Source organism: Sulfitobacter sediminis (assembly GCF_040811725.1).
In the GTDB taxonomy this organism is placed as follows: Bacteria; Pseudomonadota; Alphaproteobacteria; order Rhodobacterales; family Rhodobacteraceae; genus Sulfitobacter; species Sulfitobacter sediminis.
In genome coordinates, this window is the sequence record NZ_JBFNXX010000005.1 from 250,929 (window position 1) to 277,167 (window position 26,239).

The window sequence follows — 26,239 nt, forward strand, 5'->3', positions numbered from 1 at the left end:
TAGTTTGCCTCCGGGTGCAGGAGATCACATGCAGCGTTCGCAAGTCATTCTTGAGGATTTGGCCGTTGCGGCGAAAGACGGCTGGGATGCGGAACCGTTCCTCAGAAAGGTGACGGACATCGCGCCCTGCGTCATCTACGTCTTCAACCATGAATCCCAGTCGAACGAATACACCAACCGCTCCATTGCCGAGGCGCTGGGGTACAGCGGCGAAGAGATCAAGCAGATGGGTGCGGAAATGCTGCCGCGCATCATCCACCCCGAGGATTTGTCAAGGATCGTCTCCCATTTCGCTGCCATCCTGTCGCTTCGGGACGGGGCCGTCACGCAGCTCGAATACCGTGTCCGTCACAAGAACGGCAACTGGGTCTGGCTGCTGTCGAACGATACGGTGTTCGAGCGTGACCCGGACGGAAAGGTGATCCGCCATATCGGCGCCGCCGCCGACATTACCGCCCAGAAATCAGCGGAAGAAAACGCACGCGCCGAACACCTTATCGCCACCACCACCAACGACGAACTCAAGGCGTTTTCCTACGCGATGTCCCATGACATGAAGGCGCCCTCGAACACGCTGAACCTGCTGCTGAACGAATTGCTCAGCGTGCATGGAAAAACCATGGAACCCGACGCGGTCGAACTCTGCAGCATGGCGCTCGCCACCGTCTCGCGCATGGGCAAGCTGGTCACCGACGTGATGAATTACACCCAGGTGATCAACCAGGACGTCGCCACGCAACCGACCGATCTCAATGCGGTGCTGGCCGACGTACTCGAGAACCTGGACAACGGGATCCGGCTGCACGGAGCCAGGGTAACGGTGAGCGATCTGCCTTGCGTTGCCGCCGACCCGGCGCAGATGCGCATTCTTTTCCAGAACCTTGTCGAGAACGCGATACATTTCCATAAACCCGGCAGGCCGCCGCGCATCAGGATCAAGGCAATCCGCGTGCCGTGTCAGAAGCACCACAAGATCACCGTGCAGGACAACTGCATCGGCATCGATGAATCACGGCACGATCAGATATTCCACGCCTTCAAGCGTCTGAACGAGAAACCAGAGTTGTCGGGGACGGGTCTCGGGCTTGCCATCTGCCGCCGCATCGCAGCCAACCACGGCTGCACGATCGAGCTCATCTCGGAAAAGGGGAACGGCGCCACCTTCGCGGTCACCCTGCCCGCTGTCTGAGGGGCAAGGCGCCCGGGCCCCGCCGGAGAACTCTTGCCGGCTCCCGCGATCTGATTTCAGGGTCCCCCGCTGCAAATCAGTTTCCGCAAGACCAGCCCTGTGCTAGCGGTGGGACATGGACTACTTCATCAAGACCCCCGCCCAGGCCGACACGCTTGCCGCGACGCTTCAGACCATCCCCGTTCCCAGTACCGATGTCGACCGACCGCAGGCACTGCTGGACCGATGCCCGGCCGCGGCGGAAACGCCTCTCGTTTCCGTACCGGGCTTCGCCGCCCGCGCCGCTGTCGCGGAGGTCCACGTCAAGGACGAGCGCGACCGGATGGGCCTTGGCAGTTTCAAGGCGCTCGGCGCAGCCTACGTGATCGCCCACGACGCCGAGGCGGGCAAGGCGCGGGGCCGGACCTACGTGACCGCAAGCGCCGGGAACCACGGGCTGTCGGTCGCAGCCGGTGCCAAGGCCTTCGGCGCGCAGGCGGTCATCTTCCTGGCGCAGACGGTGCCCGAAGGATTTGCCAATCGCCTTCGCGCGCTCGGGGCCGAGGTCCGCCGTCACGGCGCGATCTACGAGGAAAGCATGGCAGGAGCCGCAAAGGCCGCCGAGGAAAACGGCTGGACCCTGCTCTCCGACAGTTCATGGCCGGGCTATACCGAACGTCCGCACCGCCTGATGGAAGGCTACCTCGTGCTCATGCAAGAGGCCATCGACCAGATGCCGGAGCCACCCAGCCACATCTTCCTGCAGGCGGGCGTGGGCGGGCTTGCCGCCGCCTGCGCGGCGCTGGCACGCCAGGCCTGGGGCAACGCCCCCCGCATCATCGTGGTCGAACCCGAGGCCGCTCCCGCGCTCTTCGCCTCTGTCGCGGCGGGCACTCCGCAGATCACCTCCGGGCCGGAATCCGCCATGGGACGCCTTGATTGCAAGGAGCCCTCGCTCATCGCGCTCCGGGGCCTCGCACGCGACGCGGACATCTTCATGACCATCAGCGAAGCCGAAGGCGAGGCAGGCGCCGCCGCCTGCGCCGACGCGGGCCTCCCCTCGACGCCATCGGGTGCGGCAGGCGCAGCGGGACTTCTCGCCGCGAGGGGTGAACCCGCCTTCGGCCTCGCTGACACCTCGCGCGTGTTGGTCGTCCTCAGCGAAGCGACCGGTGAATGACACCGCCCCGCGGCTTCCCTCCGGAGGAATTTCGCGCCCGCACATCCCGCGCGCAGACCCTCATGCAAGAGGCAGGCCTCGCAGCACTCCTGCTGACGACCGAGCCGGAAGTCCGCTATTACACCGGCTACCTCACCCGTTTCTGGGAAAGCCCCACGCGCCCGTGGTTCCTCGTCCTGCCCGCCGCGGGCGGTCCCATCGCCGTCATCCCCTCCATCGGCGCGCACCTGATGCGCCAGACATGGATCACCGACATCCGCACCTGGCAGGCCCCCGACTATGCCGACGACGGCCTCACGCTGCTCGCCGACACCCTGCGCGAGGTCACACCGCCAGACGGACAGATCGGCGTCGCCGACCAGATGGAAAGCCACCTGCGCATGCCGCTTGCCGACTTCCGCAGGCTCGAAGCGGCTCTCGTCCCCCGCCGGATCGTCAGCGATGCACAGATCACCCGCCGCCTGCGGCTCGTGAAATCCGCCGCCGAGATCGCCAAGATCAGGACCGCCACCGCCATCGCCAACCGCGCCTTCGACCGCGTCCCCGAGATCGCCCGCCCCGGCATCCCGCTTGCCCAGGTCTTCCGCGACTTTCAGCGCCTCTGCCTTGAAGAAGGCGCCGACTGGGTCCCCTACCTCGCAGGAGGTGCCGGGCCGGGGGGCTACGGCGACGTCATCTCCCCCGCCACCGACGCGCCGCTTGCGGCCGGAGATGTCCTGATGCTCGACACCGGCCTCGTCTGGGACGGCTACTTCTGCGACTTCGACCGCAACTACAGCCTTGGCCCTCCATCGCAAGACGTCGCGGATGCCCATGCGCTCCTCATCGACGCCACCGCCGCCGCCTTCGCCCGCGCCCGCCCCGGTGCGCGGATCCATGACCTCTTCCACGCGATGAACGACATCACGAACCCCGGTGGCTCAGGCTCGGACGCGGGCCGCCTTGGCCACGGCCTCGGGATGCAGCTGACCGAATGGCCCTCGATCATCCCGCAGGACGACACGCTGCTGGAACCAGGCATGGTCCTCACGCTGGAGCCGGGCGTGACGCTGCCCGGCGGCCAGATCATGGTGCACGAAGAGGATATCCTGATCACCGAAGCCGGGGCCGAATACCTCTCCGCCCCGCAATCCCCTGACATCCGGGTGCTCTGATGGACCTGCCATACACGCTCACCCCGGACCGGCAAATCCAACTGGCGCTTATCGTCCTGCAATCCGATGAAACCCTCGAATACGACATGCGCCGCCTCTTGCCCGCCGACGTCGAAATGCTGGTCAGCCGCGTCGCCTCCGGTGCCGAACTCAGCACCGAGACGATCGCCGCGATGGAGAGCCGCCTGACCGAGGCCGCAAGCCTTTTGCCCCGCGCCGCCCGCATCGCGGCGGCGGGCTACGGCTGCACCTCCGCCTCGGCGCAATTCGGCTCGGCCCGCGTGGCCGACCTGATCCGGGAGGGCGTCGAAACACCCCATGCCACCGACCCAGCCGCCGCCCTCATCGCCGCCTGCCGCGCGCTCGGTGTGCAGAGGATCGCCCTTGTCAGCCCCTATGTCGCCAGCATCTCGGACCGCATGCGCGCCGTCCTGTCAGACGCAGGCATCGCAACACCGCGCTTCGGCAGCTTCAACGAACCTGTCGAAGGCAACGTGGTGCGGATCGCCCCCGCCTCCCTACGCGACGCCGCCCTCAAACTGGCCGGGGAAGGCACATGCGACGCGGTGTTCCTATCCTGCACGAACCTGCGCACGCTCGACGTGATCGGCGATATCGAAAAGGAAATCGGCATGCCCGTGATGTCCAGCAATCAGGTGCTGGCCTGGCACATGCTCAGGCTGGCCGGGATTGCCCCGGTACCCGATGCACCCGGCACGCTCTGGCGGCGCGCCGGATTATTCGAATAATCCGGTCCGGAGATTTGGAAATCTCCGATCCGTTTTCTTCCAAGAAAACGCCCCCAGCGGTCAGCTCGGCGACATCCCCCGCAGCCGCTCTGACCGGCGGCGCAGCAACTCCACCACGAAGAGCAGCGCAATCGAGATCGCGATCAGGATCGTGGCCACCGCCAGGATCGTCGGGCTGATCTGTTCGCGCAGACCGGTGAACATCTGCCACGGCAGCGTCTTCTGCCCGGCGGAACCGACAAACAGCACCACGACCACTTCGTCAAACGAGGTAATGAAGGCAAAAAGCCCCCCCGACACCACGCCCGGCAAAATCAGCGGCATCTGCACCCGGAAGAAGGTCGTCACCGGCCCCGCCCCCATATTCGCCGCCGCCCGTGTCAGCGACTGGTCAAAGCCCACCAGCGTCGCGGTGACGGTGATGATGACGAACGGAATGCCCAGCGCCGCATGGGCCAGCACCACCCCGATATACGTCCCCGTCAGCGTAAACGGCAGTTCGATCGCGCCAAAGGGCGTCGGGATGTATGGGTTGGAGTAAAAGAAATACATCCCCGTCGCCGAGATGATCAGCGGCACGATCATCGGCGAGATCAGCGTCGCCATGATCGCCCGCCGAAACGGCACGTGGCTCTGGCTCAACCCGATGGCGGCCAAGGTGCCCAGCGACACCGACAAAAGCGTCGCCACCGGCGCGATCTTGAGCGAGTTGGTCAGCGCCAACTGCCAGTCGGAGTTGGTAAAGAAGTCCTCGTAATGCTTCAGCGAATAGCCCTCGGGGCTGAGGCTCAGCATCTCGGGCGTGAAGGTAAAGAAATCCTCCGCGTTGAAGCTGAGGGGAATGATCACGAGGATGGGCGCGATCAGGAAGAAAAAGATCAGCCCGCAGATCACCCGGAACCCATAGTACCAGATACGCTGGCCGGTCGTCGCATATGGTGGCAATCCGCTCATGCTCAGCCCCCCAGTTTCACGTTATCGATGCCCACGATCTTGTCGTAGACCCAGTAGAGGATCAGCACGACCGCCAGCAGGATGGTGCCCAGTGCTGCCGCCAGACCCCAGTTGAGAGAGCTGGAGATGTGATAGGCGATCCGGTTCGAGATAAAGACACCCTTGGTCCCGCCCACCAGTTCCGGCGTGATGTAATAGCCGATGGCCAGAATGAAGACGAGGATGCATCCAGCGCCGATCCCCGGCACCGACTGAGGGAAATAGACCCGCCAGAAGGCTGTCCAGTTGGTCGCCCCCAGCGACTTGGCCGCGCGCAGGTATCTGGGCGGAATGGTCTTCATCACCGAGTAAAGCGGCAGGATCATGAAGGGCAAAAGGATATGCGTCATCGCGATGATCGTGCCGGTCTGGTTGTTGATCAGCTCCAGCCGGTTGCCGTCCGCGACGACGCCCAGCCAGACCAGCGTGTCGTTGATCACCCCCTGCTGTTGCAACAGCACCTTCCAGGCCGAGGTGCGCACCAGAAGCGACGTCCAGAAGGGCAAGAGCACGAGGATCATCAGCAGGTTTGCCGTGCGGTCCGGCAGGTTCGCCAGCAGCCAGGCGATGGGATAGCCCAAAAGGACACACATCCCCATGATCGCCAGCGACATGATCATCGTGCGGATGAACAGCGTGATATAGATCTGTTCGTTCTCGGGACGCGGCTCGATCCCGTCGGGCGATTTCATCAGGTCCACGGAATTCAGAAAATAGCCACTGGTATAGTCAGGCGCGTAAATCTTGATCGTCTGCCAGACCTCCGGGTCCAGCCAGTCGTCGTCGATATCCTCGAACTGCGCCTTTAGCGAAACAGGCTCGACCGCTGAAACGTCTACCGCGACGGGCAGCGCCGCACCGTTCGCCGCGTCCCGGTAAAGCGCGGCATAGACGAAATCCCATGGCTCTTCGGCGGCGGGATCGTCGTTCTCGACCTCGACCAGCACGCGCGCCCAGGCGTCATAGGCATCGGCGGTCAGCGGCAGCGCGTCGCGCACCGCGTCGTCGGCCATCCACGCGGCCCATTGCGCGGGATCTGCATAGGCCGGATCGGTCTTCTGGAAAAACTCGGTATAGGCATCGGTGTCGAAACGGCCCACACCCCGGCCCGACTTGCGGAAGAGCGAGGAAATGCCCGTCAGCTCGTAATTCAGGCGGCTGCCGAGGCGGGTATGCGTCTTGTATTCGTTGGCCAGCACTATGTCGGTGTAAAGGGCGGCGAAAACCGGTTCGTCCGGGATCGTGCCGTCTGCGGCATCCCAGTCTTCCAGCGCCTCGGTGGTGCGCGGCAGCGTTTCGCTGACGATCTGGTTCTCGACCGAGCGGAACAGCATGTCCGCGATCGGCATCACAAAGCTCAAAAGAATGAAAATCAGAAGCGGCGCGATCAGGGCCAGCGCCCGCAGCTTTTGCCGTCTCAGGGCGCGGTTCAGCGATGCCTTGAGCGGTCGGCCATCGGCGGCAAGCATCTTTTCGGCCATGTGTCGTCCCCGTTTCTTTCGTGTCGGTCCGCGGTTGATCCGCGATACCGGGTGAATTGGGGCGCGGCCCGTGCCGCGCCCCGCTTCAGGTTCTTACTGGCTCAGCCACGCCTGGAACTTGGCGTCCAGGTCGTCGCGGTAATCGGCCCACCACAGGTAGTTGTTGTAGAAGGTGTTTTCCGCGTTGGCCGGGTCGGTCGGCATATGCGGCGCCATCGGGATACCGAGGGTCGCATGCTCGCCCACCAGCGGCGCAGAAGAGGCACGTGCCGGACCGTAAGAGATGTACTTGGCCTGATCCGCAAGACGCTGGGTGTCGGTGGCGAACTTAACATAGTCCATCACGCGTGCCAGACGATCCTCGGGCAGACCGGCGGGAATGATCCAGCCGTCCAGGTCGAACATCTGCCAATCCCATGCCATGCCCACCGGCTGACCCTGCTCGGCGATCACGCTGAACAGACGGCCGTTGTAGGTGGAGCCCATGAAGATCTCGCCATCGGCCAGCAGCTGCGGGGTTTCCGCACCGGCGGTCCACCAGATCGTCTGATCCTTGATGGTGTCGAGCTTGGCAAAGGCGCGCGCCTGACCTTCCTCGGTTTCGAGGGTGTCATAGACGTCCTCGTAGGCCACGCCGTCACAGAGCAGCGCCCATTCCATGTTGGCGATGGGGTTGCGGTTCAGCGAACGCTTGCCCGGATACTTCTCCAGGTCGAACACGTCGCACGCACCGGTCGGCGGCTCGACACCGGCAGGCACCATGTCGGTGCGATAGCCGAAGGTGGTCGAGAAGACGATCTGCGGGATGAAGCAGTCGGACACCAGCGACTCGCCAAAGTCTTCCGAGGCCTTGGTGCCGTCGGGCGCGTCTGCCAGCACCTCGTCGGGGTCGATCTCCATCGCCAGACCTTCGTCGCAAAGACGGATCGCGTCAGCGGCTTCCACGTCCACGAGGTCCCAGGTGATGTTGCCCGCCTCGTTCATCGCGCGCAGCTTGGCCACCGCTTCGGACGAGGATTCGTCGTTGATGATGTTGATGCCCGTCATTTCCATGTAGGGGTTGTGATAGGCGTTCTGCTGGGATGCGGAATAGGCGCCGCCCCAGCTGACAATCGTCATTTCCTTGGCCATGTGCGCGTCCGACAGTGCCATCGTGGCAGTCAGCGTCAGGCACGAGGTGGCCAGAAGTTTCAGAGTGGTCTTCATTTGGTTCTCCCGTTTCTTTCTTACCCGGTTTGGTATTTCAAGGATGCGATCCGGGCGACCGCGCCCTCTTACTGTGCAGGCCCTCTCGCTTATGCGTCGAGTGCCCGACAATCCTTTGGCAGCCACCCGATCTCGATCATCTCGCCCGGTGTGAGGCGGCGTTGGTCGGGGGCATTGCGTGTCTTGATAACAAAGTCATCGGTGCCCGCAACCCGAAGACGCGTCCGGAAAATGTCACCCATGTAAATGAATTCAAGGACTTCCGCTTTCAGCGTATGGGTGCCCGCCTGCAAACGCTCGGGGTTGAACTCAACCCGTTCGGGGCGGATCGACACCTTGGTGCGTTCGCCCACCTTACTCACGTTCACCGGCAGCGCGTCGATGATGTCGCCGCTGTCCAGTTTGACGATACAGGTATCGCCCTTGATCTCCTGAACCACGCCTTCCAGCGTGTTGTTCTCGCCGATGAACTGCGCCACGAAACTGTTCTGCGGCTTTTCGTAAAGCTCATCCGGCGGGGCCAATTGCTGAATGCGCCCGTCATCGAATACCGCGACGCGGTCCGACATGGTCAGCGCCTCGGTCTGGTCGTGGGTCACGTAAACGGTGGTGATGCCCAGATCATGCGCCAGCTTGGTGATCTCGAACTGCAGCGACTCGCGCAACTGCTTGTCCAGCGCGCCCAGGGGCTCATCCATCAGCACCAGCTCGGGCTCGAACACCAGCGCCCGCGCCAGCGCGATGCGCTGCTGCTGGCCACCGGACAGTTGCGCCGGACGCCGCCCCGCGAACCGCTCCATCTGCACCATGCCCAGCGCGCGCTTGATCTTCTCCTCGCGCTCCGACTTGCCCATCTTGCGCACTTCCAGCGGGAATGACAGGTTCTCGGCCACCGTCATGTGCGGAAACAGCGCGTAGTTCTGGAACACCATGCCGATGCCGCGCTTGTGCGGCGGGATGTTGTTGATCGACACACCGTCCAGCAGAATATCGCCGTGGGTCGCCGTCTCGAAACCCGCCAGCATCATCAGGCAGGTCGTCTTGCCCGACCCCGAGGGCCCGAGCATAGTCAGGAACTCGCCTTTCGGCATGGAGAGGTTGAGGTCCTTAACGACGAGTGTTTCACCGTCGTAGCTTTTCTGGACACGCTCAAAGGCAACAAAGGCCCCGTCGGCTGATGTCATTCCGTTTCATCCCCGTTTTTTCCCGCCAGCGTTCTGTGCAACCGGTCAGGCTTCATTTTTTCCGCCCCGACTGTGAGACTTTGCGTTCCGATTTACAATCAGAAATTCCGGGTTGCTTCCCTGTCGGCCCACATTTCGAAACATCTTTCAAGGATTGCACCTACAGGAAGTCATTTTGCCCGTGCAATCGGTCTTTTTCCGTCCATTTGCCTTTCCAGGTGACAGGATCGGGGCAAGGATCGGCCCCAAAACACCCAGGCGTTTTCCCTTTTCTCTGACTCGACTGCGCGTGCGCAGCTTTGTCCTTCAACCTGCCTCCGTCCCGTCCAAGCGCTGCCAGGGAAATGATCCTCCGGCCCTTCTGTCGGCGCATGTCCCCGGGCGGCTTGCTGGCTGCAGGTGAAGCCGCGCGATTCTCCAGGGAACCATATTGCCAAGAGGTCGCCACCACGGGCGCCATTTTCGCCGCTTCAGAACGGTTCTGCGACCGGGTCTTTCCCGTAACAGACCCCCCGGCCAGGGCCTGCAGTATCCAGCCGCTGTGCTTACGAGGATGCAGCCCACCACCGCCACAGCCCCCTATGCCTTCGTATGAGGAACCTGAAACCAAAGGCGACGCCGCCCGATCAACCCCTTTCCGGTTTTCCCGGAGCCATTCCCCGCCACATTTCTCTTCGCATGGAATAGTCCCTCGCCAGCTTCGTTCAGGGCACCCAGGAATACGGCGGCCAAATCCGGTTCATGGCCGGGCACGGCCCCGAAAGCCTCGCCCGTCGCAGGGGCCCGGAACGGAAACGGGCGGGGCACTTCGGCCCCGCCCGCTTCGTTTCTGTGGTTCTCTGGCCGTTTAGAACTCAAAGAGCTCGTCATCGGCCATGCTGTCGTCCATCGAGGCCGGCATCCCGTCGTCCGCCATCGGCGTCATCAACGCCATGATGTCCTCGACCGTCGGCTCCGGATCGGCGACCGTGGGTGCCGGTGTCCAGTCCGGGGCGTTGCTGCTGGTCACGCCCAGCGCCGAGGGTGTCCCGGCCTCCGAGTTCACGATGACCTTCATGTTGTTCAGGTCGATGTCCTCGAAGCCCACCGGCGATCCATCCGCCGAACTTACGGTGAAGTTCGTCTGCGAGATGTTCCCCGTCACCTCGTCCGGGACGGTGCCGAACTGTAATCCGACGTCGTACGTCCCATCGGCACTCGCACCGTTGGAGAGACCCGTGACGCTGTCGGCGCCGATCTGAAGATCAGTGATGTCACCCTGAGACTGGTTGTTCTCGTCTGGATAGATCACCAACTCGTCCAGACTGCTCTGGTCGGCGACGTCGAACACGATCCCGTCGATATCCTGGTCGTTGCCGTCAAAGCCGTCCTGCCGGACCACGAAGAAAAGCGAGCCTTGTGGCGTCGTCGTGACGTCGACTGCAATATCCCCGGGCTCGCCCATGAGGTAGGTGTAGGTCGTCTTGTCGTCAGCACCCGGATCGACCGGACCCGTCCCCGGATCGCCACCATTGGTGCCACCCGAACCGGACCCCTTGGTCCCACCGGAGCCGCTGCCCATGGTACCGCCCGAGCCGGACCCCTTGGTGCCACCGGAACCGCTGCCCCTGGTGCCGCCAGAGCCGGAGCCCTTCGTCCCACCGGAGCCGCTGCCCATGGTACCGCCAGAGCCGGAGCCCTTCGTGCCACCGGAACCGCTGCCCATGGTACCGCCAGAGCCGGAACCCTTGGTCCCACCGGAGCCGCTGCCCTTGGTGCCGCCAGAGCCGCTGCCCTTCGTGCCACCGGAGCCGCTACCTTTCGTCCCGCCCGAGCCGGAACCCTTGGTCCCACCGGAACTGCTGCCCATGGTGCCGCCAGAGCCGGAACCCTTCGTGCCACCGGAGCCGCTGCCCTTGGTGCCGCCAGAGCCGGAGCCCTTCGTTCCACCGGAGCCGCTGCCCCTGGTGCCGCCAGAGCCGGAGCCCTTTGTGTCACCGGAGCCGCTGCCCTTGGTGCCGCCAGAGCCGGAGCCCTTGGTCCCACCGGAGCCGCTGCCCTTGGTGCCGCCCGAGCCGGAGCCCTTTGTGCCACCGGAACCGCTGCCCTTGGTGCCACCGGAGCCCGAGCCCTTCACATCATCATCGTCATTGTCGTCGCCAAAATGCTTCGACAGATGCTTGTCGTACCACTTGGAGAAGCTTTTCCCCTCCACGCCACCGTTGTGGTAGGATTTGCTGCTGCTCGCTTGCCAGCCACCGAAATTGAAATGCCGTCCCATGGGAATACCCTCCTTTGACAGGCCGCACTTTCCTGTCATCGGACTCAGGTGTCCGATGCCCTTGATGCAGATGCTTGAATTCCCTCCAAGCTGGCCAAAAGCGGCAAAACTAATCAAGAATTTCGCCAAAAGTGACCCAATTAAGGCAAATTGCGGCAGGAATGCGGAGACAAATCAACGACGGCGCTCCCATCGTCTCCATTCGCGGAACAGTTCCAGCGCGGCCGATCGCGATTTTCGGACAAATCGCCAAGCTTTTGACATGATTCTGCCGCATCGCCCGGGTATCGGTATTCCGGTCATTCAATCGAGACGGGCAGCGAACCGGTATGGGCAGTTCATCGAGAAACAAGGCACGCGAGACAATCCTCGCCGCCGCCGAGAAACACTTCGGCACCAAGGTCGACGACATCGCCGCCCCCGGTGGTGAAGGCCGTGCAAGCCTGCTGCTGACGCTCGCCGACGACCGCGAGGTCTTTGCCACCCTGCGCCCCAACTTCCGCCGCACCCATCTGGAAGCCTTTGTACTGACCGAACTCGGTCAGCACTGCGACGACCTTCCCCAATGCCTCGGCGTGGTGGGCGAGGTGATGTTTCAGTCCAACGTCGGCGACCGCCGGCTCAACGTCGAGATCGCCAAGGTCGGCGGCGCCAAGCGCATGGCGCTGGCCGAGGACGCGGTCGGCGCGATCTTCCGCATTCACGCCGCCGCGCGCCAGACCAAGCTGCACGAAATGCTGCCGCACCTCGGATCAACCGAGCTCTGGATGGACAATTTCGTCGGCGCGATCAGTTTCCTCAACGAGATGTCCGGCGGGATCTCCGACCGGTTCGATCCCGCCGCCGTCTCCGAGCTATTGTCGAACCGGGCGGACCAGTTCGTCAAATGGGACTGCCGCTCGGGCAATGCCGCCATCGACTCCGATGGCCGCCTGCGCTGGTTCGACTTCGAATACTGCGGGATGCGCCACGGTGCAGAAGACCTCGCCTGGCTGATCGGCGACGAGGCATGGCCGCTGCGCCCCGACCACATGGTCGACGTGATCATCGACGCCTACGACCCCAGCTGCGGCCACAAGATCGAGGATTACCTCGAATACCTCTCCGTCTACCTCACCTTCCACGTGGTCCAGCGCCTCAAGCTGATCACGAAGGAGGCCAAGAAACGCGGCTGGCTCAGCAAGACACGCATCCGCCGCTTCGACGACGCGGGCGTGCACCCCGACTTCGCCGCGCAAATCTGCCGCGTGGGGGCGTATTTCTCCGCCCAGTCGCCCCTGACCGAATGCCTGTCGCGCAACTTCGAAGCCGCCGAACGCGGTTTCACGGGTGTCTCCGCGACCCTCAAGTCAGCCTGACGTTCCGAAGCGCTTGTCGGATTGCTATGTAAGGAAAGTGGCGGACCGAGGAGGATTCGAACCCCCGACCCCTTGATTCGTAGTCAAGTACTCTATCCAGCTGAGCTATCGGTCCACTGACGGGCGGTTTAGTGGGCCTTGCCGGGGTTTGCAAGCCCAACTTTCCCTTCCCTCACCACAATCTCCCGACGTCAGACCGCCCCGTCCCCTTTCGGCAGGATCAGCCGGAATGTCGTCCCGTCCTCGTCGGTTTTCACCAGCTTCAGCTGCCCCCCATGCCCCCGCACCAGTTCCGCCGCAATGGCCAGCCCAAGGCCCGATCCCCCCTTGCGCGCCCCGCCCTGAAAGGGCTGGAACAGGTGATCCCGCGCTTTCATGGGCAGGCCCGGCCCGGTGTCCGATACCTCGATCACCCAGGTCGCGTCCCTGTCTTCGGCCCGCAGCCCGATCTCGCCGCCCTGCCCCCTGCTCATCAGCGCCTGGCGCGCGTTGCGCACAAGGTTCGACAGCACCCGGTAAAGCTGCTCGGGGTCCGCGCGCACCATCATGCCCAAAGGCACATCGGCACCAAAGCTGATGTCATGGCCCACCGTGGCCAGCCGCTCGCTCTCGACCACGTCTTCCAGCAGTTCCGCCAGCGACACCATGGTCAGCGTCGGCCCCGGCTCCTCGGCCTTGCCAAAGGCCAGCGTGCTTTCGCACAGATGCACAGCGCGGGTAATCGAGCCCACCAGCTTGGGTGCCATGCGCCGCACGATGGGGTCCTTCGACGCCTCGATCCGGTCGGTAAAGAGCTGCGCCGAGGTCAGGATGTTGCGCAGATCGTGGCTGATCTTGCTCACCGCCGAGCCCAGCTGCGCCAGCCGCTCTTTCTGCTTCAATGCTTGCGTAAGGTCCGTCTGCAGGGTCCGCAGCGCGTCCTCCGCCTCGCGTAACTCCGTCACGCTGGCCGAGGGCTTGATGATCCGCCGCGCGTCCTCGGGCGCTTCGGCATAGCGCTGCATATGCCCCACGACCCGCGCAATCGGCTTCAGCAGCAGCGCGCGCATGGCCAGAAACAGCAAAAAGGCGGTCACGATGGAAATCACCGCCGACAGGATCAGGATGCGGATGCCGTAGTCGATCATCGCCATCCGCATCGGCGCGGTTTCCATGGTGATCTCGATCTGCAACCCTGCCTCGCGCACCGGCGATCCGATCACACGGATCACCTCGTTCTCCGCCTTCACCATCCGCGCCAGCGCGTCCCGGATCAGCACCAGCGCCGAAGGGTCGCGCAAATCATAGGTCTGGGCGATGGTCTGCGGCATGTCCGAGGACAGCATCAGCTGCCGCACCTCGTCACGCCGCAGCACGACGTTGAACACCTGCGCGTTTTCCAGCAGTTCCGCTTCAAGCGCCGGATCAAGCATATCATCGGCCAAAAGCGCCAGCGACGCGATCTGCGCGCGCTCCAGCCGGTTCAACATGTAGTCTTCCCGGAAGCGCGCGATGGAGGGGACAAAGATCAGGACCTCCGCGATCATCACGAAGACCGTCGTCAGGATCAGCAGCCGCCCGGACAGGGAATTGAACATCGAAGACCTACCCGGCGAGACCCGACACCACAGCCCTCACGGCAGATACCGCTGAACGAAACCGACCACCCGCTTGACCATGTCGCTCTCGAACAGGCGCGGGCTGAAATAGGCGCCCGCCGCGCGCTTGTTGATCTCGCCGATGGTGGGATAGGGGGCTACCATGGCGGCAATCTGGCTCATTTTCAGGTTGTTTGCCAGTGCCAAGGCCCAAAGATTTATCAGCTCCCCCGCCTGGTATCCGACGATGGAGGCCCCTACGGGACGTCCCTTGACCACCATCACCTTGATGAACCCCGTCGTCTTGCGCTCGGCAATCGCCCGGTCGTTGTGGTGATAGGGAAAACGCACCACTTCCAGCCTGATCCCGTGCTTCTTCTTCGCCTCCGCCTCGGTCAGCCCCACCTGCGCCAGTTCCGGGTCGGTATAGGTGGCCCAGGGGATATGGCTGGTCTTGGCCTTCGACGGCAGCCCGAACAGCATCGACCGGATGATCACCCCCGCATGATACCCCGCCACATGGGTGAACTGCAGCCCGCCCGCCACGTCACCAATCGCGTAAACCTTGCGGTTCGTGGTCCGCATTCCGTCATCCACCCTGATCCCGTTCTTGGTGGGCTTGATCCCCGCTTTCTCCAGATCCAGCCGCTCGGTATTCGCCTTGCGCCCCACCGCCATCAGCAGATGCGTGCCCTTGAACACGCGCCCGTCCTTGGCCTCGACCTCAATGGCACCCGCCTTGCCGCGCACCTCCGCGGCCATGGCGTCTTCCTCGATCACGACACCTTCGCCCTTCAACGCCTCCAGAACCACCCCAGCAAGCTCCGGATCGTCCTTGCCCAGCGCCTTCGCGCCCTCGATGACCGTCACCTTGCAGCCCAGCCGCACATGCGCCTGCGCCATCTCCATGCCGATGGGCCCGCCGCCCACGATCAGCAGATGCTCGGGCCGCTCGCGCAGATCAAAGATCGTCTCGTTGGTCTCATAGGGCACGGTCTCCAGTCCCGGAATGGGCGGCACCAGCGGCGAGGAACCCGTGGCGATCACCACGCGCCGCGCCTTGATCACTGTATCGCCCGCCTGCACCTCGTCGCGCGAGATAAAGCGCCCGTATTCACGGATGACCTTCACCCCGAAGCCCTCGAACCTTTCCTGGCTGTCCATCGGTTCGATCTGCGCGATCACGTCCTTCACGTGATCCTTGGCGGCCGCATAATCCACCGTCCCCGCCACATCCTCGACCCCGTATTTCGAGGCATGCCGCTGCCCGTATGCCGCCTTGCCCGAGGCGATCAGCGCCTTCGACGGCACGCAGCCGAAGTTCAGGCAATCGCCCCCCATCTTATGCCCTTCCAGCAGGACCACATCCGCCCCCATCTGCGCCGCCCCCGCCGCAACGGACAACCCGCCCGAGCCCGCGCCGATGATCAGAACGTCCGTTTCGATGCGGGTCATTTCAGCAGGTCCTTCTTGCCGGTCACGGCCTTGATGAGCACGGGCAAGAGCGACAATGCGCAAAGCCCCAGAATGGGGAACAAGATATGCGGCTCGAAGATGATGCCAAGGTCCGGCGTCTCGCCGCTCGCGAAAACCTCCCCCAGCCCTGCGCCCACCGAAGTATAGACCAGCGCCCCCGGCAGAATGCCAAGGAAGGTGGAAATGACGTAACGATACAGCGGCACCGCCAGAAACGCCGGGATCAGGTTGGCGACAAAGAACGGCACCGCCGGCACCAGCCGGATGAAAAACAGCATCGACCACTGGTTTTCATCCAGTCCCCGCTTGATCCTGGCCACCATCCCCTCCGAGGCCTCCATCCGCGCCTTCAGCGCCTCGCCCAGACCCCATCGCGCGGCAAGAAAGATGACGACAGCCCCCAGCGTCGCCCCGGTGACATTGTAAAAAACACCGGGAAAAAGGTTGAACAGGAACCCCCCCGTCAGCGTCGCAATCGCCGCCCCGGGCAAGGAAAACGCAACGATCACCGTATAGCCCAGCACGAACCCCACGACCGTCAGCACGTAATTCGCATCCCGGAAGGCGATCAGCGCCTCACGGTTCTCGCGCAGCGCCTCGAAGCTGAGATAATCGCGCAGGGTAAAGGCCCCGATGACCGCCACGAGGGCGATCAGAAGGATCGGAAGGATACGGGCCATCCCCGTCTTGCTCTTGTCCGTGTCAGCCATGGGGCTCATCGGTCGCACCGCCTGTCATGGGAATTTCACCTTGTTCCCTCATACATGGACCGGCCCCGCGTCCGGCGATACCCCGATCACGGCCGCTTGATACCCGGTGTGTGTTTCGGCACCCAATCGGGCCCAAAGCCTGCGCATTGAAACATATTCCCCGCTCCCGGTGCGAAAATGTTGCAAAACCCGGTTTTTTACACCCTTGGGGGGTTTGACTTGCCCCCCCGCCCCCAGTAGAGAGCGGGCTTGAATTGCCGCTTGGCGGGCCGAATCCGCTCGCCAGCCTTGAATCAGATGGAGACGGAGCGATGAAACGCACCTATCAACCTTCCAATCTCGTGCGCAAGCGCCGCCACGGGTTCCGTGCACGCATGGCAACCAAGGCGGGCCGCAAGGTCCTCAACGCGCGCCGCGCTCGTGGCCGGAAATCGCTGAGCGCGTAAACCGCGCTTACAGCACCGGACAAGCATGACACCGCCGGAGGCCCCCCAGGATGGCGATACCGCCACACCCGGGGACGCGCCCCCGGCGGTTTCTTTGCGTCTTGTCACCCTTACCAAGCGCGCGGATTTCCAGCGCGCCACCCGCGCGGCCCATGTGGCCAAACCGGGCTTTGTCCTGCAAATGCGCCGCCGCCGCACCGATGAACCCCCGGGGCCGGAGACGATCCGCGTCGGCTTCACCTGCTCCAAGAAGGTCGGCAACGCCGTCGCCCGCAACCGCGCCAAGCGCCGCCTGCGCGAGATCGCCCGCCTGATCCTGCCGACCGAAGGCCGCCCCGGCCACGACTACGTGTTTGTCGGCCGCAAGGACACCACGGCCAATCTCCCCTTTGCCCAGTTGCAAACCGATCTGAGCGCCGCGCTCGCGCGGCTCCACGGGGGTGCTCCATGACACCTCTCGCCCGCCTCCTCGCCCTCCCCGTCCGGGCCTATCGCCTGATCTTTTCCCCTTGGGTCGGCCACAACTGCCGCTACCAGCCCACCTGCAGCGCCTACGCGCTCGAAGCGCTGGAAAAACATGGTGCACTGAAAGGTGGCTGGCTTGCCGCCCGCCGCATCGCAAGATGCCATCCCTGGGGCGGCAGCGGCATCGACAACGTCCCGGACTAGGTGCCGAACGCGGTCGCGTTGGTCGATCCCCGGCGCCAAGCAACGCCGGGGATGACGTCTGATGAAGCGTCAGTTCAGGGACGCGATGAAGGCATTGACCTCTTCAAGCGGGATGTACTGTTTTTCAACAATGCCATCTTCGGAGAACGCCCAGGACACCGCCGGTGCGGAGACGTCGCCATTCGCGTCGAAGGTCACAGCGCCGGTACCCCCCTGAAAGGACACCGCCTTGCCGTCGCTCAGCAGCGCCATGGCTTTCTTGAAGCCTTCGACGTTCGCCTCGACCGGCTCGCCCGCCGGGTCCGTCACCATCGGCACCTTGGCGGCAATCTCGGCGCCTGTCGCACCATTGCCAGCAGCGTGATAGGCCAGAAGCGAAATCGCGGCGGCATCAAAGCTGTTGGCAAGGCCCGGCCCGCTCGGGTCGGAGCCGAAATGCGCCTTGTAGGCTTCCACGAAGGCCGAGGCGGAGTCCGTCCGCGGCGACGAGGTGTCCGCTCCGATGAAGTCGCCGAGATACTGCATTCCCACCGCGTCACGGAATTCTTCTGACTTCAGCGAGTTGGCCCCGACCATCTTGGTGGTGCCCCCCAGCGAAATCCATTCGCGGACCACGGCAATGCCTTCTTTTGGATAAAGGGCAAGGATCACCGCATCCGGATTGCCACCCAGCGCCTCGGTCACCTCGGCGCGGTAGGATGGCTGGTTGTCCGTGATCGCAATGGATGCCGCGACCTCGATACCGGAGGCCTTCAGCGTGTTGTCCAGAAGGCTGGCCATGTCCTGGCCCCAGTCGTCGTTCTTGTAGAAGACCGTGACCTTGCCGTAACCCGCCTCCTTGGCAAGTTTCGTCAGCACCGCGGACTGCACGTTGCTTGTGGCGAAGGTGCGGAACCAGAGGCCCTTGGTGCTGCCTTCTTCCGCAAGCGCGGTGATCCGTGTCGAGGATGAGCAGCAGGAAATCTGCATCACGCCCGCAGGCACCGTGACCGAGGTCAGGATCGGCAACGTAACACCGGAAGAAACAGCGCCCATCATCAGCTGCACCTTGTCGAGATCGACAAGCGCCTTCGCCGCGTCGACGCCGACCTTCGCGTCAACCTGCGTGTCCCGCAGGATCGTCTCGACCGGGCAGCCGTCGACGCCGCCCGCCTCGTTGATCATCTCGGCGACCCAAAGGGCCGTTTCGGCGATGGGCTTGCCCCAATCGACCGAGGTCGGCAGGGCCACGCCCACCTTGACCGGGCACTCCGCCATGGCCGCCCCGGCGCCGCCGATGGTCAGAGCCGCCGCCACGGCAAGCTGTCTGAGAAATCTGGTTTTCATGTTGGAAGGTCTCCCTGTTTATCCTTGCGAAGCTTTCACTTGGGGCGCTTCGTTCCCCGTTTTCGTTGTCTCGATGCGTTCGGGCAACAGGCCCTGCGGGCGCCAGAGCAGCATCCCCACTATGATCGATCCGATCATGATGTACTGGATCGGTCCAGTGTAGATTTGAACCGCCGTCGGCGCAAACCGGGCAAGGAGGAAACCGCTCGACGTCCATGCCCCCCAGATCAGGAAGGCGCCGAGGACTGCACCCCGGTTGTTGCCCGCGCCGCCGACGATCAGCATCGCCCATATCTGGAAGGTCAGGATCGGGGCCATGTCCTGCGGGCTGATGAAGGCGTAAAAGCTGACGTAGAGCACCCCCGCCGCGCCGATGATGGCGGAGCCGAGGACAAAGGCTTCCAGCCGCAGCCGCGTGGCGTTCTTGCCGAGCGCGCGGGCGGCGACCTCGTCCTCCCGGATCGCGCGCAAAACGCGGCCATAGGGTGAGCGGATCAGGCGTTCGAGGCCGATGTAGACAAGGATCAGGACGATCACGACAAAGGCGAGGAAGGCGAGGTTGTAGCTGAACTGGTCAGCGAAGGCCCCTTCGAAGGGCCTTGGAAAACCACGCATGCCCTTGGCCCCGCCGGTAAGCCATTCGGCATTGCGCGCCACCGCTTCCAGCGCCACGGCCACGCCGAAGGTCGCGATGGCGAGGTAATCGTGCCTGAGCCGCAGGGTCAGCAGGCCGACCACCCACGCCACAAGCGCGGCGAGCAGGATGCCACCCGCGAAGGCGATCGGATAGGGCAATTCGAACCCGCCGAATTGCATCGGATCGGCGGGGCCGCCGAGGATCATGGCCCCATAGGCCCCCGCCCCGAAGAACGCGGCCACGCCGCCGTTGAACAGCCCGGTGTTGCCCCATTGCAGGTTGAGGCCAAGCACGGCAATCGCCAGCATCGCCGCCACGGTGCCGAAAAAGGCGAGGTAGGAGATCACGCCGATCATGTCTGCGCCTCTCCGAACAGCCCCTGCGGACGCACCAGCAGCACCGCGAGGATGATCAGGAAGGGCATCGCCGGAATATAGCCCGATGGCAGGAGCTGCAGCGCAAGGCCCGAGGCCGTGCCGACGATGAACCCGCCCAGAAGCGCGCCGTATACGCTGCCGATACCGCCCACGATGGTGGCGGCAAAGACCGGCAGCAGGAAGTTGTGCCCGATAAGCGGCGACAGGTGGTTGGTGAGCGCATAGAAGACACCCGCAGCCGCGGAAAAGGCGCCGCCGATCAGCCAGACCACGACAACCATCCGGGCCAGCGGCACACCCGCCACCTGCGCAAGGGCCGGGTTTTCGGCCACCGCCCGCAGGGCAAAGCCGAAGGTCGTGCGGGACAACACGATGTGGAAAACGCCCATAAGCACAAGGGCTGCGACAAGGACGAAAACCTGATCGGGCTTGATCAGCAGCAGCGGATCGCGGCTCAGCACCATGGCAAAGGCAATATCGTTGGAATAAAGCTCCGCCTTCAGCCCGAAAATCAGGGTGATCACGTTTCGGATGATCAGCGCCACGCCGAAGGAAGCAAAAACCATCGACAGCGCGTCGGCCTTTTCGCGAATGCGCTTAAAGACGGCCCAGTCGATCAGGACGGCGGAAACCCCGGTAACGGCCATCGCCGCAAGCGTGGCCAGTGTCAGCGACCAGGTCAGGCTCAGACCGCCAAAGGACTGATCCATGACCGGCACCAGTGCTGCGAACAGCCGGTCAAAGACCAGTGCCGCATAAGCCCCGATTGCCAGCAGTTCCGCATAGGCGAAATTGGCGAACCGCAGCATGTGCATGACCATCGTCAGGCCAATCGCCCCCAGCGAGATGATCGAGCCGGTCAGGATGCCGTCCATCAGGTTCTGGATCATGGCGTACTCACCCTTCGACGCCCAAGGTAAATCTCACCCACGATGGGGTCCGCCAGAATATCCGCTGCCGGGCCATCGATCTGATTGCGCCCCTCGGCAAGGATGTAACAGTGGTCCGAGACCCTGAGCGCCTGTTTCACGTTCTGCTCCACCAGCAGGATCGACACCCCCTCGCGGGTCAACTCCCGCGCGAGGTCCAGCACCTCCGCCGCCGCCTTGGGCGCGAGCCCGGCAGAGGGTTCATCCATCAGGATCAGCGACGGCTTGTTCGCCAACGCCATCGCAACGGCCAGCATCTGCCGCTGCCCGCCCGAAAGCGAGGCCGCCGGGTCCCCCTGCTTGTCCCTCAAAGGCGGGAACATTCTGAACAGCTCCTCCAGCCGCTGGTCGCGCTGGCGGTTCCGGCGCAGGACAAGCGCGAGGTTCTGGCGTATCGTCAGCGTGCGAAAGATGTTGTCGGTCTGGGGCACGTAAGCCATGCCAAGATCGGCCATCTGGTCCGCCCGGATGCCCGTGATCGTCCTGCCATCCAATGCAACCGCCCCGGCTGAGACCGGCACCAGCCCGGCAATCGCCTTGATCAGCGTGGATTTTCCCGCCCCGTTCGGGCCGATGATGCAGGTCAGCGCGTTGCGCCGCACCTTAAGGTCGATGCCGCGCAGGATCGGCAGGTCCTTGATGTAGCCCGCCTCCAGCCCCGAAACCGCCAGGGTGTTCTCCGCGCTCATGCCACGCCGGTCCCGAGATAGGCATCGAGAAGACCTTCATCCGCCTGCGCCTCTTCGGCGGAGCCGTGGAACACCACCCGGCCTTCGGCCAGCGCGATCACCGGCGCGCAGTGGCGCATCACGAAATCCATGTCGTGTTCGATGATGAAGAAGGTAAGCCCCTGCCGGTTCAGCGCCTCGATACGGTCGATCAATATGTTGGTCAGCGACGGGTTCACCCCCGCCGCCGGTTCATCCAGCAGGATCAGCGCCGGATCGCCCATCAGCGCACGCGCAAGTTCCAGAAGCTTGGTCTGCCCGCCCGAGATTTTTCCCGCTGGATGATCGGCAAGGTCAGCCAGCGTCATGAAGTCAAGGATACCCATCGCCTTCTCGCGCATTTTCCGCTCCTCCGCGCGCATCCTGCCGCGCCGAAAGACAGCGCCCGTGATCGTCTCTCCCGATTGGCGGGGCGGGGTCAGCAACAGGTTTTCCAGCACGCTCAGGCGGCAAAAGGGGCGGGGTATCTGGAATGTGCGCGTCAGGCCAAGGTGAAACAGCCGGTCCGGGCTCATCCCCGTGACGTCCTGCCCATCGAAATGCACGCTCCCCCCGGTCGGCTTCAAGGCTCCGGCGAGCAGGTTGAAGAAGGTCGTCTTGCCCGCGCCATTGGGCCCGATGAGGCCCGTCATCGTGCCGCGCTCGATGTCGAGGCTCACACCATCCACGGCCCGAAGCGCACCGAAGCTGCAGGACAGGTCCCTGGTCGACAGAATGGGGTGCCCGCCGCTCACCGCCTGCCCTCCGCCAAATGCACATTGATTGCCTTGGGCTGTTTCCTTGTCCGCACCCGGCCCCGTCCCCGTTTCTTCTGATCCCTCTTTCGGACTACGTTAGACGGGTCAAAAGCATGTGGGAAGGTGATAGACGCATGAAGACCGTCTCGGTCATCGGTTACGGTGAGATCGGCAGCGCCTTGGTGCAGCGCATCAGCGATCTGGACGGATGGCGCCTTGGCCGGGTGCTGACCCGACACCCGGTGCCTGGCCTGCCGGGCCACACGACAGAGGCGGAGGCTTTTCTTGGCCACCGCGCGGACCTGATCATCGACTCGGCGGGTCCAGATGCTTTGCGCGACTTTGGGCCAGGGGCGCTTTCGCTGGCGCCCTTCTGGTCGGTGGGGGCCGTTGCCATGGCCGACGCAGCCTTCCATGCGCGTATCGCAACCGTTTCGGCGCAATCCGGTCATCCCCTGCGTCTCTTCGCCTGCGGCATGGCGAACATGCCTCTGCAGGCCCGCAAGCTGGAGATCACGATGCGCGGCCCCGAGATCGAGGAGCCGTGGACCGGCACGCTCTCGCGCGCGGTTGTGCGCTGGCCGGACCGGCTCAACACGGCGGTTGCCATGGCGCTGAACGGGCCGGGACTTGAGGCGACGGTGTTGACGATGGAAAGCGGCGGCGTCGACACGCCCCACGAAATCGACGTCAGGGCCGAAGGCGACGGCATCAGATGGCACAGCACAGGACCATCCGCTTCGAGACGCGCGCCGATGCGCCGCATCCGGTCGCGCAGATGCTGCTGACCGACCTCGCGCGTGCCGGTCGGTCTTGGCAAGGCGTCTGAGCCGGGTCAGTCGCCTTTTGCCGCGTGGATCTGATCGTCGGGATTGGTGTTCAGGTTGTACTTCATGATCCGCCCGTGCCGCCCGCTGCGGTCGCTTTCGAGGCAGAAGACCGGCCCATTCGGCCCGCCGGATCGGTCCAGCACGGCGGCGATCTCGGCCCGGTCGGCGTCGGTCAGGGCAAGGTCGAAAACCTGAAGCGTTTGCGGCAGATGCCGCGCATAGCGCGCGCCCACGATGGCCGCCGCCACCTGCGGCTGGTCCAGCACCCAGCGCGTGGCCACCGCGCTGAGCGGCACAGCGTGCCGCTTGCCCACCGCGTCCAGCGTCTGCAGCAGGGTCTGGAACAGGTCCCAAGGCCCGAATTCGTCGATGATCAGCCGGTACTTGATCAGCGAACGGTTTGAGAATTCAAAGCCGGGATCGGGCTGTCCCAGCCATTTGTCCGTCAGAAACCCACCCGCGAGCGTGCCGAAGCTCAGCAGATGCACGTCATTCTCGGCCGCCCAGGGGGCCAGCGTCACTGCAGGCCTGCGATCCAGCACCGAATACTGCACCTGTGCCGCCGCGATATCGAACCCGGCATCGGTGAAACGGGCGACGCTTTCGGCGTCCCAGTTGTTGACGCCAAGATTGGCGATCTTGCCCTTCTCCTGGCATCGCTTCAAAGCCCCCAGCGCGTCCAGCGCATGGCCCCGGCTCATGTCCCACCAGTAGAATTGCACCAGGTGCAGCCGCTCGCTCTGCAACCGCTGCAAAGAGCGATCGACAATGGCCTCCACATCCGCCTGACTGAAGACATCCAGCCGTGTGAGGTCCGGCACCAGCTTGGTATGCACGATCACCCGGTTGGCGACCTCTGCGCCCCGCCTGCGCCGCAGGTCGGCGATGAAGTCGCCGATCATCTCCTCCACCCCGGTGTAAATGTCGGCGCAATCGAACGTCGTGATCCCCGCCTCGACGAAGGCTTCCATGTCCGCAATGGCCGTCGCACGGTCCACCTCGCCGTGATCTCCCGCCAGTTGCCAGCCCCCCTTGATCACCCGCGAAATCGGGTGGCCGGGCCGCAAGTCCATGGTTTCCGGTGTGCTCATTCCTGCTCCTGCCAGTAGGGCGTGCCGCGTGCATCGGGCAAGCCGGTTGTCTCGGCATGCGAGAACCAGCGCCGGTCTTCCCGCACGATCCGGAATCGCCCGCCGCAATGGGGATCGGGACAGGCAACCTCGGCATCCGTGGACATCCAGTCGCCGGGGGCCGTCTCCCTCTGCTTGGCGGGCAACAGCGGCAGCAGCCCCGCCAGCGCGTACATCGACACCTTCTGATCCCTTTCAAAGACAAGGTTCTCGCCGATCACGCGAAAGCTCTCTCCCTCCACGTGTAGGCAGACCGGCGTGCGGCCGTCCAGCACGGTTTCCACGCGCAGATCATAAAGCCAGAAACCGGCTTCCTCGGATTTTTCTGCCATCGCTTTCCCGCCCGATCACACCGGATCAGGTTTGCACTTCCGGAATTTGTCGTCAATCTGGTGCGGCGATACAGGATCGCGGCACGCGGGAGAGGACAACATGAGCCAGACGAAACAGGCACCGGAGCGTTTCGAGATCGCGCCAGGCATGACGATCAGCCGGGTCCTGACGGGGCTCTGGCAGGTTGCAGACATGGAACGTGACGGCAATGAGATCGACCCGGACACCGGGGCCGACGCGCTGCAGGCCTACGTGGATGCCGGCTTTGACACCTTCGACATGGCCGATCACTACGGCAGCGCGGAAATCCTGACCGGGCGGCTGCTCGCGCGTGCGCCCGACCCGCGCCCGCTGGCCTTCACCAAATGGGTGCCGACCCCCGGTCCCCTGAGCGCCGGGGCGATCCGCGAAGGCGTGCAGGCCCGGCTGGACCGGCTTGGGACGGAGCGTGTGGATCTCCTACAATTCCACTGCTGGGATTACCTGGACGATACCCTGCTCGAAAGCCTGCACGAGTTGTCACGCCTGCGCGCCGAAGGCCTGATCGCGGAACTGGGCGTGACGAATTTCGACGCCGCGCATTTCAATCTCGCCCTGTCCGATGGCGTTCCCCTGCGCACCAATCAGGTCAGCTTTTCGCTGATCGACCGCCGCGCGGCGGGCGAGATGGCAAAGGTCTGCGCCAAACACGGGGCGCATGTTCTGGCCTATGGCACGCTCTGCGGCGGGTTTCTCTCCGACCGTTGGGTCGACCAGCCCGAGCCTGACGAGATCGCCGACTGGTCCAAGATGAAATACAAGCGCTTCATCGACGAAGCCGGGGGATGGGACGCGCTGCAGGCGATCTTGCGGGCCGCGAAGAAAGTGGCCGACAAACACGGGGTGTCGGTCTCGAACGTCGCCACCCGCTGGGTGCTCGACCAGCCGCATGTCGCCGGTGTGATCATCGGCGCACGGCTGGGCGAGAACATGCATGCGAAGGACAACATGCGCCTCTTCTCCTTCGCGTTGGATGACGAGGACCGGGCGACGCTCGACAAGGGCTTTCAACAGACCCGGCCGATCCCCGGCGACTGTGGCGACGAATACCGCAAGCCGCCGTTCCTGACAGCCTCGGGCGACCTGTCGCATCACTTGGCAGAGATGCCCCCCGCCCAGACCGCGCACGCCGTACCGGGACGCCCCGGAGAGACCCGCGTGCTGACGGGCTCGAAATGGGAGGACATCGCCGGTTATTGCCGTGCACGCCGGATCGGCGACCGCATTCTTGTTGCCGGCACCACGGCCGTGTCCGGCCACAGCCGCGCCGTGGCACCGGAGGACGCCGGTGCGCAGACCGTCTACATCCTCGACCGGATCATCGCCGCCATCGAGGCGCTGGGGGGGGGCGCGGAGGACGTCGTGCGCACCCGCGTCTACATCACCGACGAAGCGGATGTCGTCGATATCTCCGAAGCGCACGGTCGCGTCTTCCGCGATATCAAGCCGGTGAATACGCTCTACCGGATCGCCGGGCTGATCGGTGCGCACAAGGTGGAAATCGACGTCGAAGCGATGGTTCGCGATGGGTGACGGGCTGCACGATTGCCCCGACGCGCCGC

25 protein-coding genes and 1 tRNA gene are annotated in these 26,239 nt (G+C 64.0%); 10 read left to right on the forward strand and 16 right to left on the reverse strand.

Features of this window, described 5'->3' with window-relative positions; translation table 11 throughout:
- The first annotated feature begins 28 nt into the window (after positions 1 to 28).
- From AB2B41_RS09145 to AB2B41_RS09160, 4 genes are all read left to right on the forward strand, one after another.
- The gene (locus AB2B41_RS09145; RefSeq protein ID WP_367877469.1) at positions 29 to 1,189 is read left to right on the forward strand and encodes a sensor histidine kinase; all 1,161 of its coding nucleotides are present in this window, start codon (positions 29 to 31) and stop codon (positions 1,187 to 1,189) included.
- 115 nt (positions 1,190 to 1,304) lie between these two features.
- The gene (locus tag AB2B41_RS09150; protein ID WP_367877470.1) at positions 1,305 to 2,348 is read left to right on the forward strand and encodes a pyridoxal-phosphate dependent enzyme; all 1,044 of its coding nucleotides are present in this window, start codon (positions 1,305 to 1,307) and stop codon (positions 2,346 to 2,348) included.
- Complete coding sequence (locus tag AB2B41_RS09155; RefSeq protein WP_367877471.1) at positions 2,345 to 3,502, forward strand: M24 family metallopeptidase; 1,158 nt, start codon at positions 2,345 to 2,347, stop codon at positions 3,500 to 3,502. Before AB2B41_RS09150 ends, AB2B41_RS09155 begins: the two co-directional genes overlap by 4 nt.
- Positions 3,502 to 4,251: a maleate cis-trans isomerase family protein gene (locus tag AB2B41_RS09160; protein ID WP_367877472.1), complete on the forward strand. Its 750-nt coding sequence runs from the start codon at positions 3,502 to 3,504 to the stop codon at positions 4,249 to 4,251. The genes AB2B41_RS09155 and AB2B41_RS09160 overlap by 1 nt, the downstream gene beginning before the upstream one ends.
- A 60-nt stretch (positions 4,252 to 4,311) precedes the next feature.
- On the opposite strand, the gene AB2B41_RS09165 is transcribed toward AB2B41_RS09160, so the two are convergent.
- The 5 genes from AB2B41_RS09165 to AB2B41_RS09185 form a co-directional block, all read right to left on the reverse strand.
- The gene (locus AB2B41_RS09165; RefSeq protein WP_367877473.1) at positions 4,312 to 5,205 is read right to left on the reverse strand and encodes an ABC transporter permease; all 894 of its coding nucleotides are present in this window, start codon (positions 5,203 to 5,205) and stop codon (positions 4,312 to 4,314) included.
- A 2-nt stretch (positions 5,206 to 5,207) separates the two neighbouring features.
- Positions 5,208 to 6,725, reverse strand: coding sequence for an ABC transporter permease (locus AB2B41_RS09170; protein WP_367877474.1), 1,518 nt, complete (start codon positions 6,723 to 6,725; stop codon positions 5,208 to 5,210).
- A gap of 93 nt (positions 6,726 to 6,818) precedes the next feature.
- Positions 6,819 to 7,931: an extracellular solute-binding protein gene (locus AB2B41_RS09175; RefSeq protein WP_367877475.1), complete on the reverse strand. Its 1,113-nt coding sequence runs from the start codon at positions 7,929 to 7,931 to the stop codon at positions 6,819 to 6,821.
- A gap of 89 nt (positions 7,932 to 8,020) precedes the next feature.
- Positions 8,021 to 9,115, reverse strand: a complete 1,095-nt coding sequence (locus tag AB2B41_RS09180) for an ABC transporter ATP-binding protein (RefSeq protein ID WP_367877476.1) — start codon at positions 9,113 to 9,115, stop codon at positions 8,021 to 8,023.
- A gap of 847 nt (positions 9,116 to 9,962) precedes the next feature.
- Entirely contained in the window at positions 9,963 to 11,375 is a 1,413-nt protein-coding gene (locus AB2B41_RS09185) for a hypothetical protein (protein WP_367877477.1), read from the reverse strand.
- A gap of 329 nt (positions 11,376 to 11,704) precedes the next feature.
- On the opposite strand from AB2B41_RS09185, the gene AB2B41_RS09190 reads away from it, so the two are divergent.
- A complete protein-coding gene (locus AB2B41_RS09190) occupies positions 11,705 to 12,733 on the forward strand; it encodes a phosphotransferase family protein (protein ID WP_367877478.1) in 1,029 nt (342 codons plus the stop codon).
- A 38-nt stretch (positions 12,734 to 12,771) separates the two neighbouring features.
- On the opposite strand, the gene AB2B41_RS09195 is transcribed toward AB2B41_RS09190, so the two are convergent.
- The 4 genes from AB2B41_RS09195 to AB2B41_RS09210 form a co-directional block, all read right to left on the reverse strand.
- Positions 12,772 to 12,848: transfer RNA gene (locus tag AB2B41_RS09195), tRNA-Arg, on the reverse strand.
- Between the two features lie 76 nt (positions 12,849 to 12,924).
- Positions 12,925 to 14,310: a sensor histidine kinase gene (locus AB2B41_RS09200; RefSeq protein ID WP_367877479.1), complete on the reverse strand. Its 1,386-nt coding sequence runs from the start codon at positions 14,308 to 14,310 to the stop codon at positions 12,925 to 12,927.
- A 36-nt stretch (positions 14,311 to 14,346) separates the two neighbouring features.
- The gene (locus AB2B41_RS09205) at positions 14,347 to 15,765 is read right to left on the reverse strand and encodes a dihydrolipoyl dehydrogenase family protein (protein ID WP_367877480.1); all 1,419 of its coding nucleotides are present in this window, start codon (positions 15,763 to 15,765) and stop codon (positions 14,347 to 14,349) included.
- Positions 15,762 to 16,496, reverse strand: a complete 735-nt coding sequence (locus AB2B41_RS09210) for a TVP38/TMEM64 family protein (RefSeq protein WP_367877481.1) — start codon at positions 16,494 to 16,496, stop codon at positions 15,762 to 15,764. The genes AB2B41_RS09205 and AB2B41_RS09210 overlap by 4 nt, the downstream gene beginning before the upstream one ends.
- Positions 16,497 to 16,807: 311 nt before the next feature.
- On the opposite strand from AB2B41_RS09210, the gene rpmH reads away from it, so the two are divergent.
- From rpmH to yidD, 3 genes are read left to right on the forward strand one after another with little or no spacing between them, the layout of a single operon-like run.
- Positions 16,808 to 16,942 (forward strand): 50S ribosomal protein L34, encoded by a 135-nt coding sequence (gene rpmH, locus AB2B41_RS09215; protein WP_043868490.1) that lies wholly within the window; start codon positions 16,808 to 16,810, stop codon positions 16,940 to 16,942.
- 25 nt (positions 16,943 to 16,967) lie between these two features.
- On the forward strand, positions 16,968 to 17,393 hold the full coding sequence (rnpA, locus tag AB2B41_RS09220) for a ribonuclease P protein component (protein WP_367877482.1): 426 nt from the start codon (positions 16,968 to 16,970) through the stop codon (positions 17,391 to 17,393).
- Entirely contained in the window at positions 17,390 to 17,611 is a 222-nt protein-coding gene (gene yidD / locus AB2B41_RS09225; RefSeq protein ID WP_367877483.1) for a membrane protein insertion efficiency factor YidD, read from the forward strand. Before rnpA ends, yidD begins: the two co-directional genes overlap by 4 nt.
- Positions 17,612 to 17,680: 69 nt before the next feature.
- On the opposite strand, the gene AB2B41_RS09230 is transcribed toward yidD, so the two are convergent.
- The 5 genes from AB2B41_RS09230 to AB2B41_RS09250 are packed head-to-tail and all read right to left on the reverse strand — an operon-like array spanning position 17,681 to position 22,342.
- Positions 17,681 to 18,937 carry an ABC transporter substrate-binding protein gene (locus AB2B41_RS09230; protein ID WP_367877484.1) on the reverse strand — a complete coding sequence of 419 codons (1,257 nt, stop codon included), beginning with the start codon at positions 18,935 to 18,937 and terminating at the stop codon, positions 17,681 to 17,683.
- Positions 18,938 to 18,955: 18 nt separating this feature from the next.
- Positions 18,956 to 19,930 (reverse strand): branched-chain amino acid ABC transporter permease, encoded by a 975-nt coding sequence (locus AB2B41_RS09235; protein WP_367877485.1) that lies wholly within the window; start codon positions 19,928 to 19,930, stop codon positions 18,956 to 18,958.
- On the reverse strand, positions 19,927 to 20,841 hold the full coding sequence (locus AB2B41_RS09240) for a branched-chain amino acid ABC transporter permease (RefSeq protein WP_367877486.1): 915 nt from the start codon (positions 20,839 to 20,841) through the stop codon (positions 19,927 to 19,929). Before AB2B41_RS09240 ends, AB2B41_RS09235 begins: the two co-directional genes overlap by 4 nt.
- Positions 20,838 to 21,569 (reverse strand): ABC transporter ATP-binding protein, encoded by a 732-nt coding sequence (locus tag AB2B41_RS09245; RefSeq protein ID WP_367877487.1) that lies wholly within the window; start codon positions 21,567 to 21,569, stop codon positions 20,838 to 20,840. Before AB2B41_RS09245 ends, AB2B41_RS09240 begins: the two co-directional genes overlap by 4 nt.
- Complete coding sequence (locus AB2B41_RS09250) at positions 21,566 to 22,342, reverse strand: ABC transporter ATP-binding protein (RefSeq protein ID WP_367877488.1); 777 nt, start codon at positions 22,340 to 22,342, stop codon at positions 21,566 to 21,568. The genes AB2B41_RS09245 and AB2B41_RS09250 overlap by 4 nt, the downstream gene beginning before the upstream one ends.
- A gap of 137 nt (positions 22,343 to 22,479) precedes the next feature.
- On the opposite strand from AB2B41_RS09250, the gene AB2B41_RS09255 reads away from it, so the two are divergent.
- Positions 22,480 to 23,133 (forward strand): hypothetical protein, encoded by a 654-nt coding sequence (locus tag AB2B41_RS09255; protein ID WP_367877489.1) that lies wholly within the window; start codon positions 22,480 to 22,482, stop codon positions 23,131 to 23,133.
- Between the two features lie 47 nt (positions 23,134 to 23,180).
- On the opposite strand, the gene AB2B41_RS09260 is transcribed toward AB2B41_RS09255, so the two are convergent.
- Positions 23,181 to 24,266 carry an aldo/keto reductase gene (locus tag AB2B41_RS09260; RefSeq protein ID WP_367877490.1) on the reverse strand — a complete coding sequence of 362 codons (1,086 nt, stop codon included), beginning with the start codon at positions 24,264 to 24,266 and terminating at the stop codon, positions 23,181 to 23,183.
- Positions 24,263 to 24,637: a TIGR04076 family protein gene (locus tag AB2B41_RS09265; RefSeq protein WP_367877491.1), complete on the reverse strand. Its 375-nt coding sequence runs from the start codon at positions 24,635 to 24,637 to the stop codon at positions 24,263 to 24,265. Before AB2B41_RS09265 ends, AB2B41_RS09260 begins: the two co-directional genes overlap by 4 nt.
- A 100-nt stretch (positions 24,638 to 24,737) precedes the next feature.
- Between AB2B41_RS09265 and AB2B41_RS09270 the strand changes: the two genes are divergently transcribed.
- Entirely contained in the window at positions 24,738 to 26,210 is a 1,473-nt protein-coding gene (locus AB2B41_RS09270) for an aldo/keto reductase (protein ID WP_367877492.1), read from the forward strand.
- Positions 26,211 to 26,239 lie beyond the last annotated feature (29 nt).

Bases quoted from the DNA above. Each gene is read 5' to 3' on its own strand.
- AB2B41_RS09240 (WP_367877486.1), bottom strand. From the start codon at position 20,841: ATGATCCAGAACCTGATGGACGGCATCCTGACCGGCTCGATCATCTCG.
- AB2B41_RS09210 (WP_367877481.1), bottom strand. From the start codon at position 16,496: ATGGCTGACACGGACAAGAGCAAGACGGGGATGGCCCGTATCCTTCCG.
- AB2B41_RS09185 (WP_367877477.1), bottom strand. From the start codon at position 11,375: ATGGGACGGCATTTCAATTTCGGTGGCTGGCAAGCGAGCAGCAGCAAA.
- AB2B41_RS09170 (WP_367877474.1), bottom strand. From the start codon at position 6,725: ATGGCCGAAAAGATGCTTGCCGCCGATGGCCGACCGCTCAAGGCATCG.
- AB2B41_RS09205 (WP_367877480.1), bottom strand. From the start codon at position 15,765: ATGACCCGCATCGAAACGGACGTTCTGATCATCGGCGCGGGCTCGGGC.
- AB2B41_RS09145 (WP_367877469.1), top strand. From the start codon at position 29: ATGCAGCGTTCGCAAGTCATTCTTGAGGATTTGGCCGTTGCGGCGAAA.
- rnpA (WP_367877482.1), top strand. From the start codon at position 16,968: ATGACACCGCCGGAGGCCCCCCAGGATGGCGATACCGCCACACCCGGG.
- AB2B41_RS09260 (WP_367877490.1), bottom strand. From the start codon at position 24,266: ATGAGCACACCGGAAACCATGGACTTGCGGCCCGGCCACCCGATTTCG.
- yidD (WP_367877483.1), top strand. From the start codon at position 17,390: ATGACACCTCTCGCCCGCCTCCTCGCCCTCCCCGTCCGGGCCTATCGC.
- AB2B41_RS09245 (WP_367877487.1), bottom strand. From the start codon at position 21,569: ATGAGCGCGGAGAACACCCTGGCGGTTTCGGGGCTGGAGGCGGGCTAC.
- AB2B41_RS09230 (WP_367877484.1), bottom strand. From the start codon at position 18,937: ATGAAAACCAGATTTCTCAGACAGCTTGCCGTGGCGGCGGCTCTGACC.
- AB2B41_RS09235 (WP_367877485.1), bottom strand. From the start codon at position 19,930: ATGATCGGCGTGATCTCCTACCTCGCCTTTTTCGGCACCGTGGCGGCG.
- AB2B41_RS09265 (WP_367877491.1), bottom strand. From the start codon at position 24,637: ATGGCAGAAAAATCCGAGGAAGCCGGTTTCTGGCTTTATGATCTGCGC.
- AB2B41_RS09180 (WP_367877476.1), bottom strand. From the start codon at position 9,115: ATGACATCAGCCGACGGGGCCTTTGTTGCCTTTGAGCGTGTCCAGAAA.
- AB2B41_RS09160 (WP_367877472.1), top strand. From the start codon at position 3,502: ATGGACCTGCCATACACGCTCACCCCGGACCGGCAAATCCAACTGGCG.
- AB2B41_RS09155 (WP_367877471.1), top strand. From the start codon at position 2,345: ATGACACCGCCCCGCGGCTTCCCTCCGGAGGAATTTCGCGCCCGCACA.
- AB2B41_RS09150 (WP_367877470.1), top strand. From the start codon at position 1,305: ATGGACTACTTCATCAAGACCCCCGCCCAGGCCGACACGCTTGCCGCG.
- rpmH (WP_043868490.1), top strand. From the start codon at position 16,808: ATGAAACGCACCTATCAACCTTCCAATCTCGTGCGCAAGCGCCGCCAC.
- AB2B41_RS09165 (WP_367877473.1), bottom strand. From the start codon at position 5,205: ATGAGCGGATTGCCACCATATGCGACGACCGGCCAGCGTATCTGGTAC.
- AB2B41_RS09200 (WP_367877479.1), bottom strand. From the start codon at position 14,310: ATGTTCAATTCCCTGTCCGGGCGGCTGCTGATCCTGACGACGGTCTTC.
- AB2B41_RS09175 (WP_367877475.1), bottom strand. From the start codon at position 7,931: ATGAAGACCACTCTGAAACTTCTGGCCACCTCGTGCCTGACGCTGACT.
- AB2B41_RS09270 (WP_367877492.1), top strand. From the start codon at position 24,738: ATGAGCCAGACGAAACAGGCACCGGAGCGTTTCGAGATCGCGCCAGGC.
- AB2B41_RS09190 (WP_367877478.1), top strand. From the start codon at position 11,705: ATGGGCAGTTCATCGAGAAACAAGGCACGCGAGACAATCCTCGCCGCC.
- AB2B41_RS09255 (WP_367877489.1), top strand. From the start codon at position 22,480: ATGAAGACCGTCTCGGTCATCGGTTACGGTGAGATCGGCAGCGCCTTG.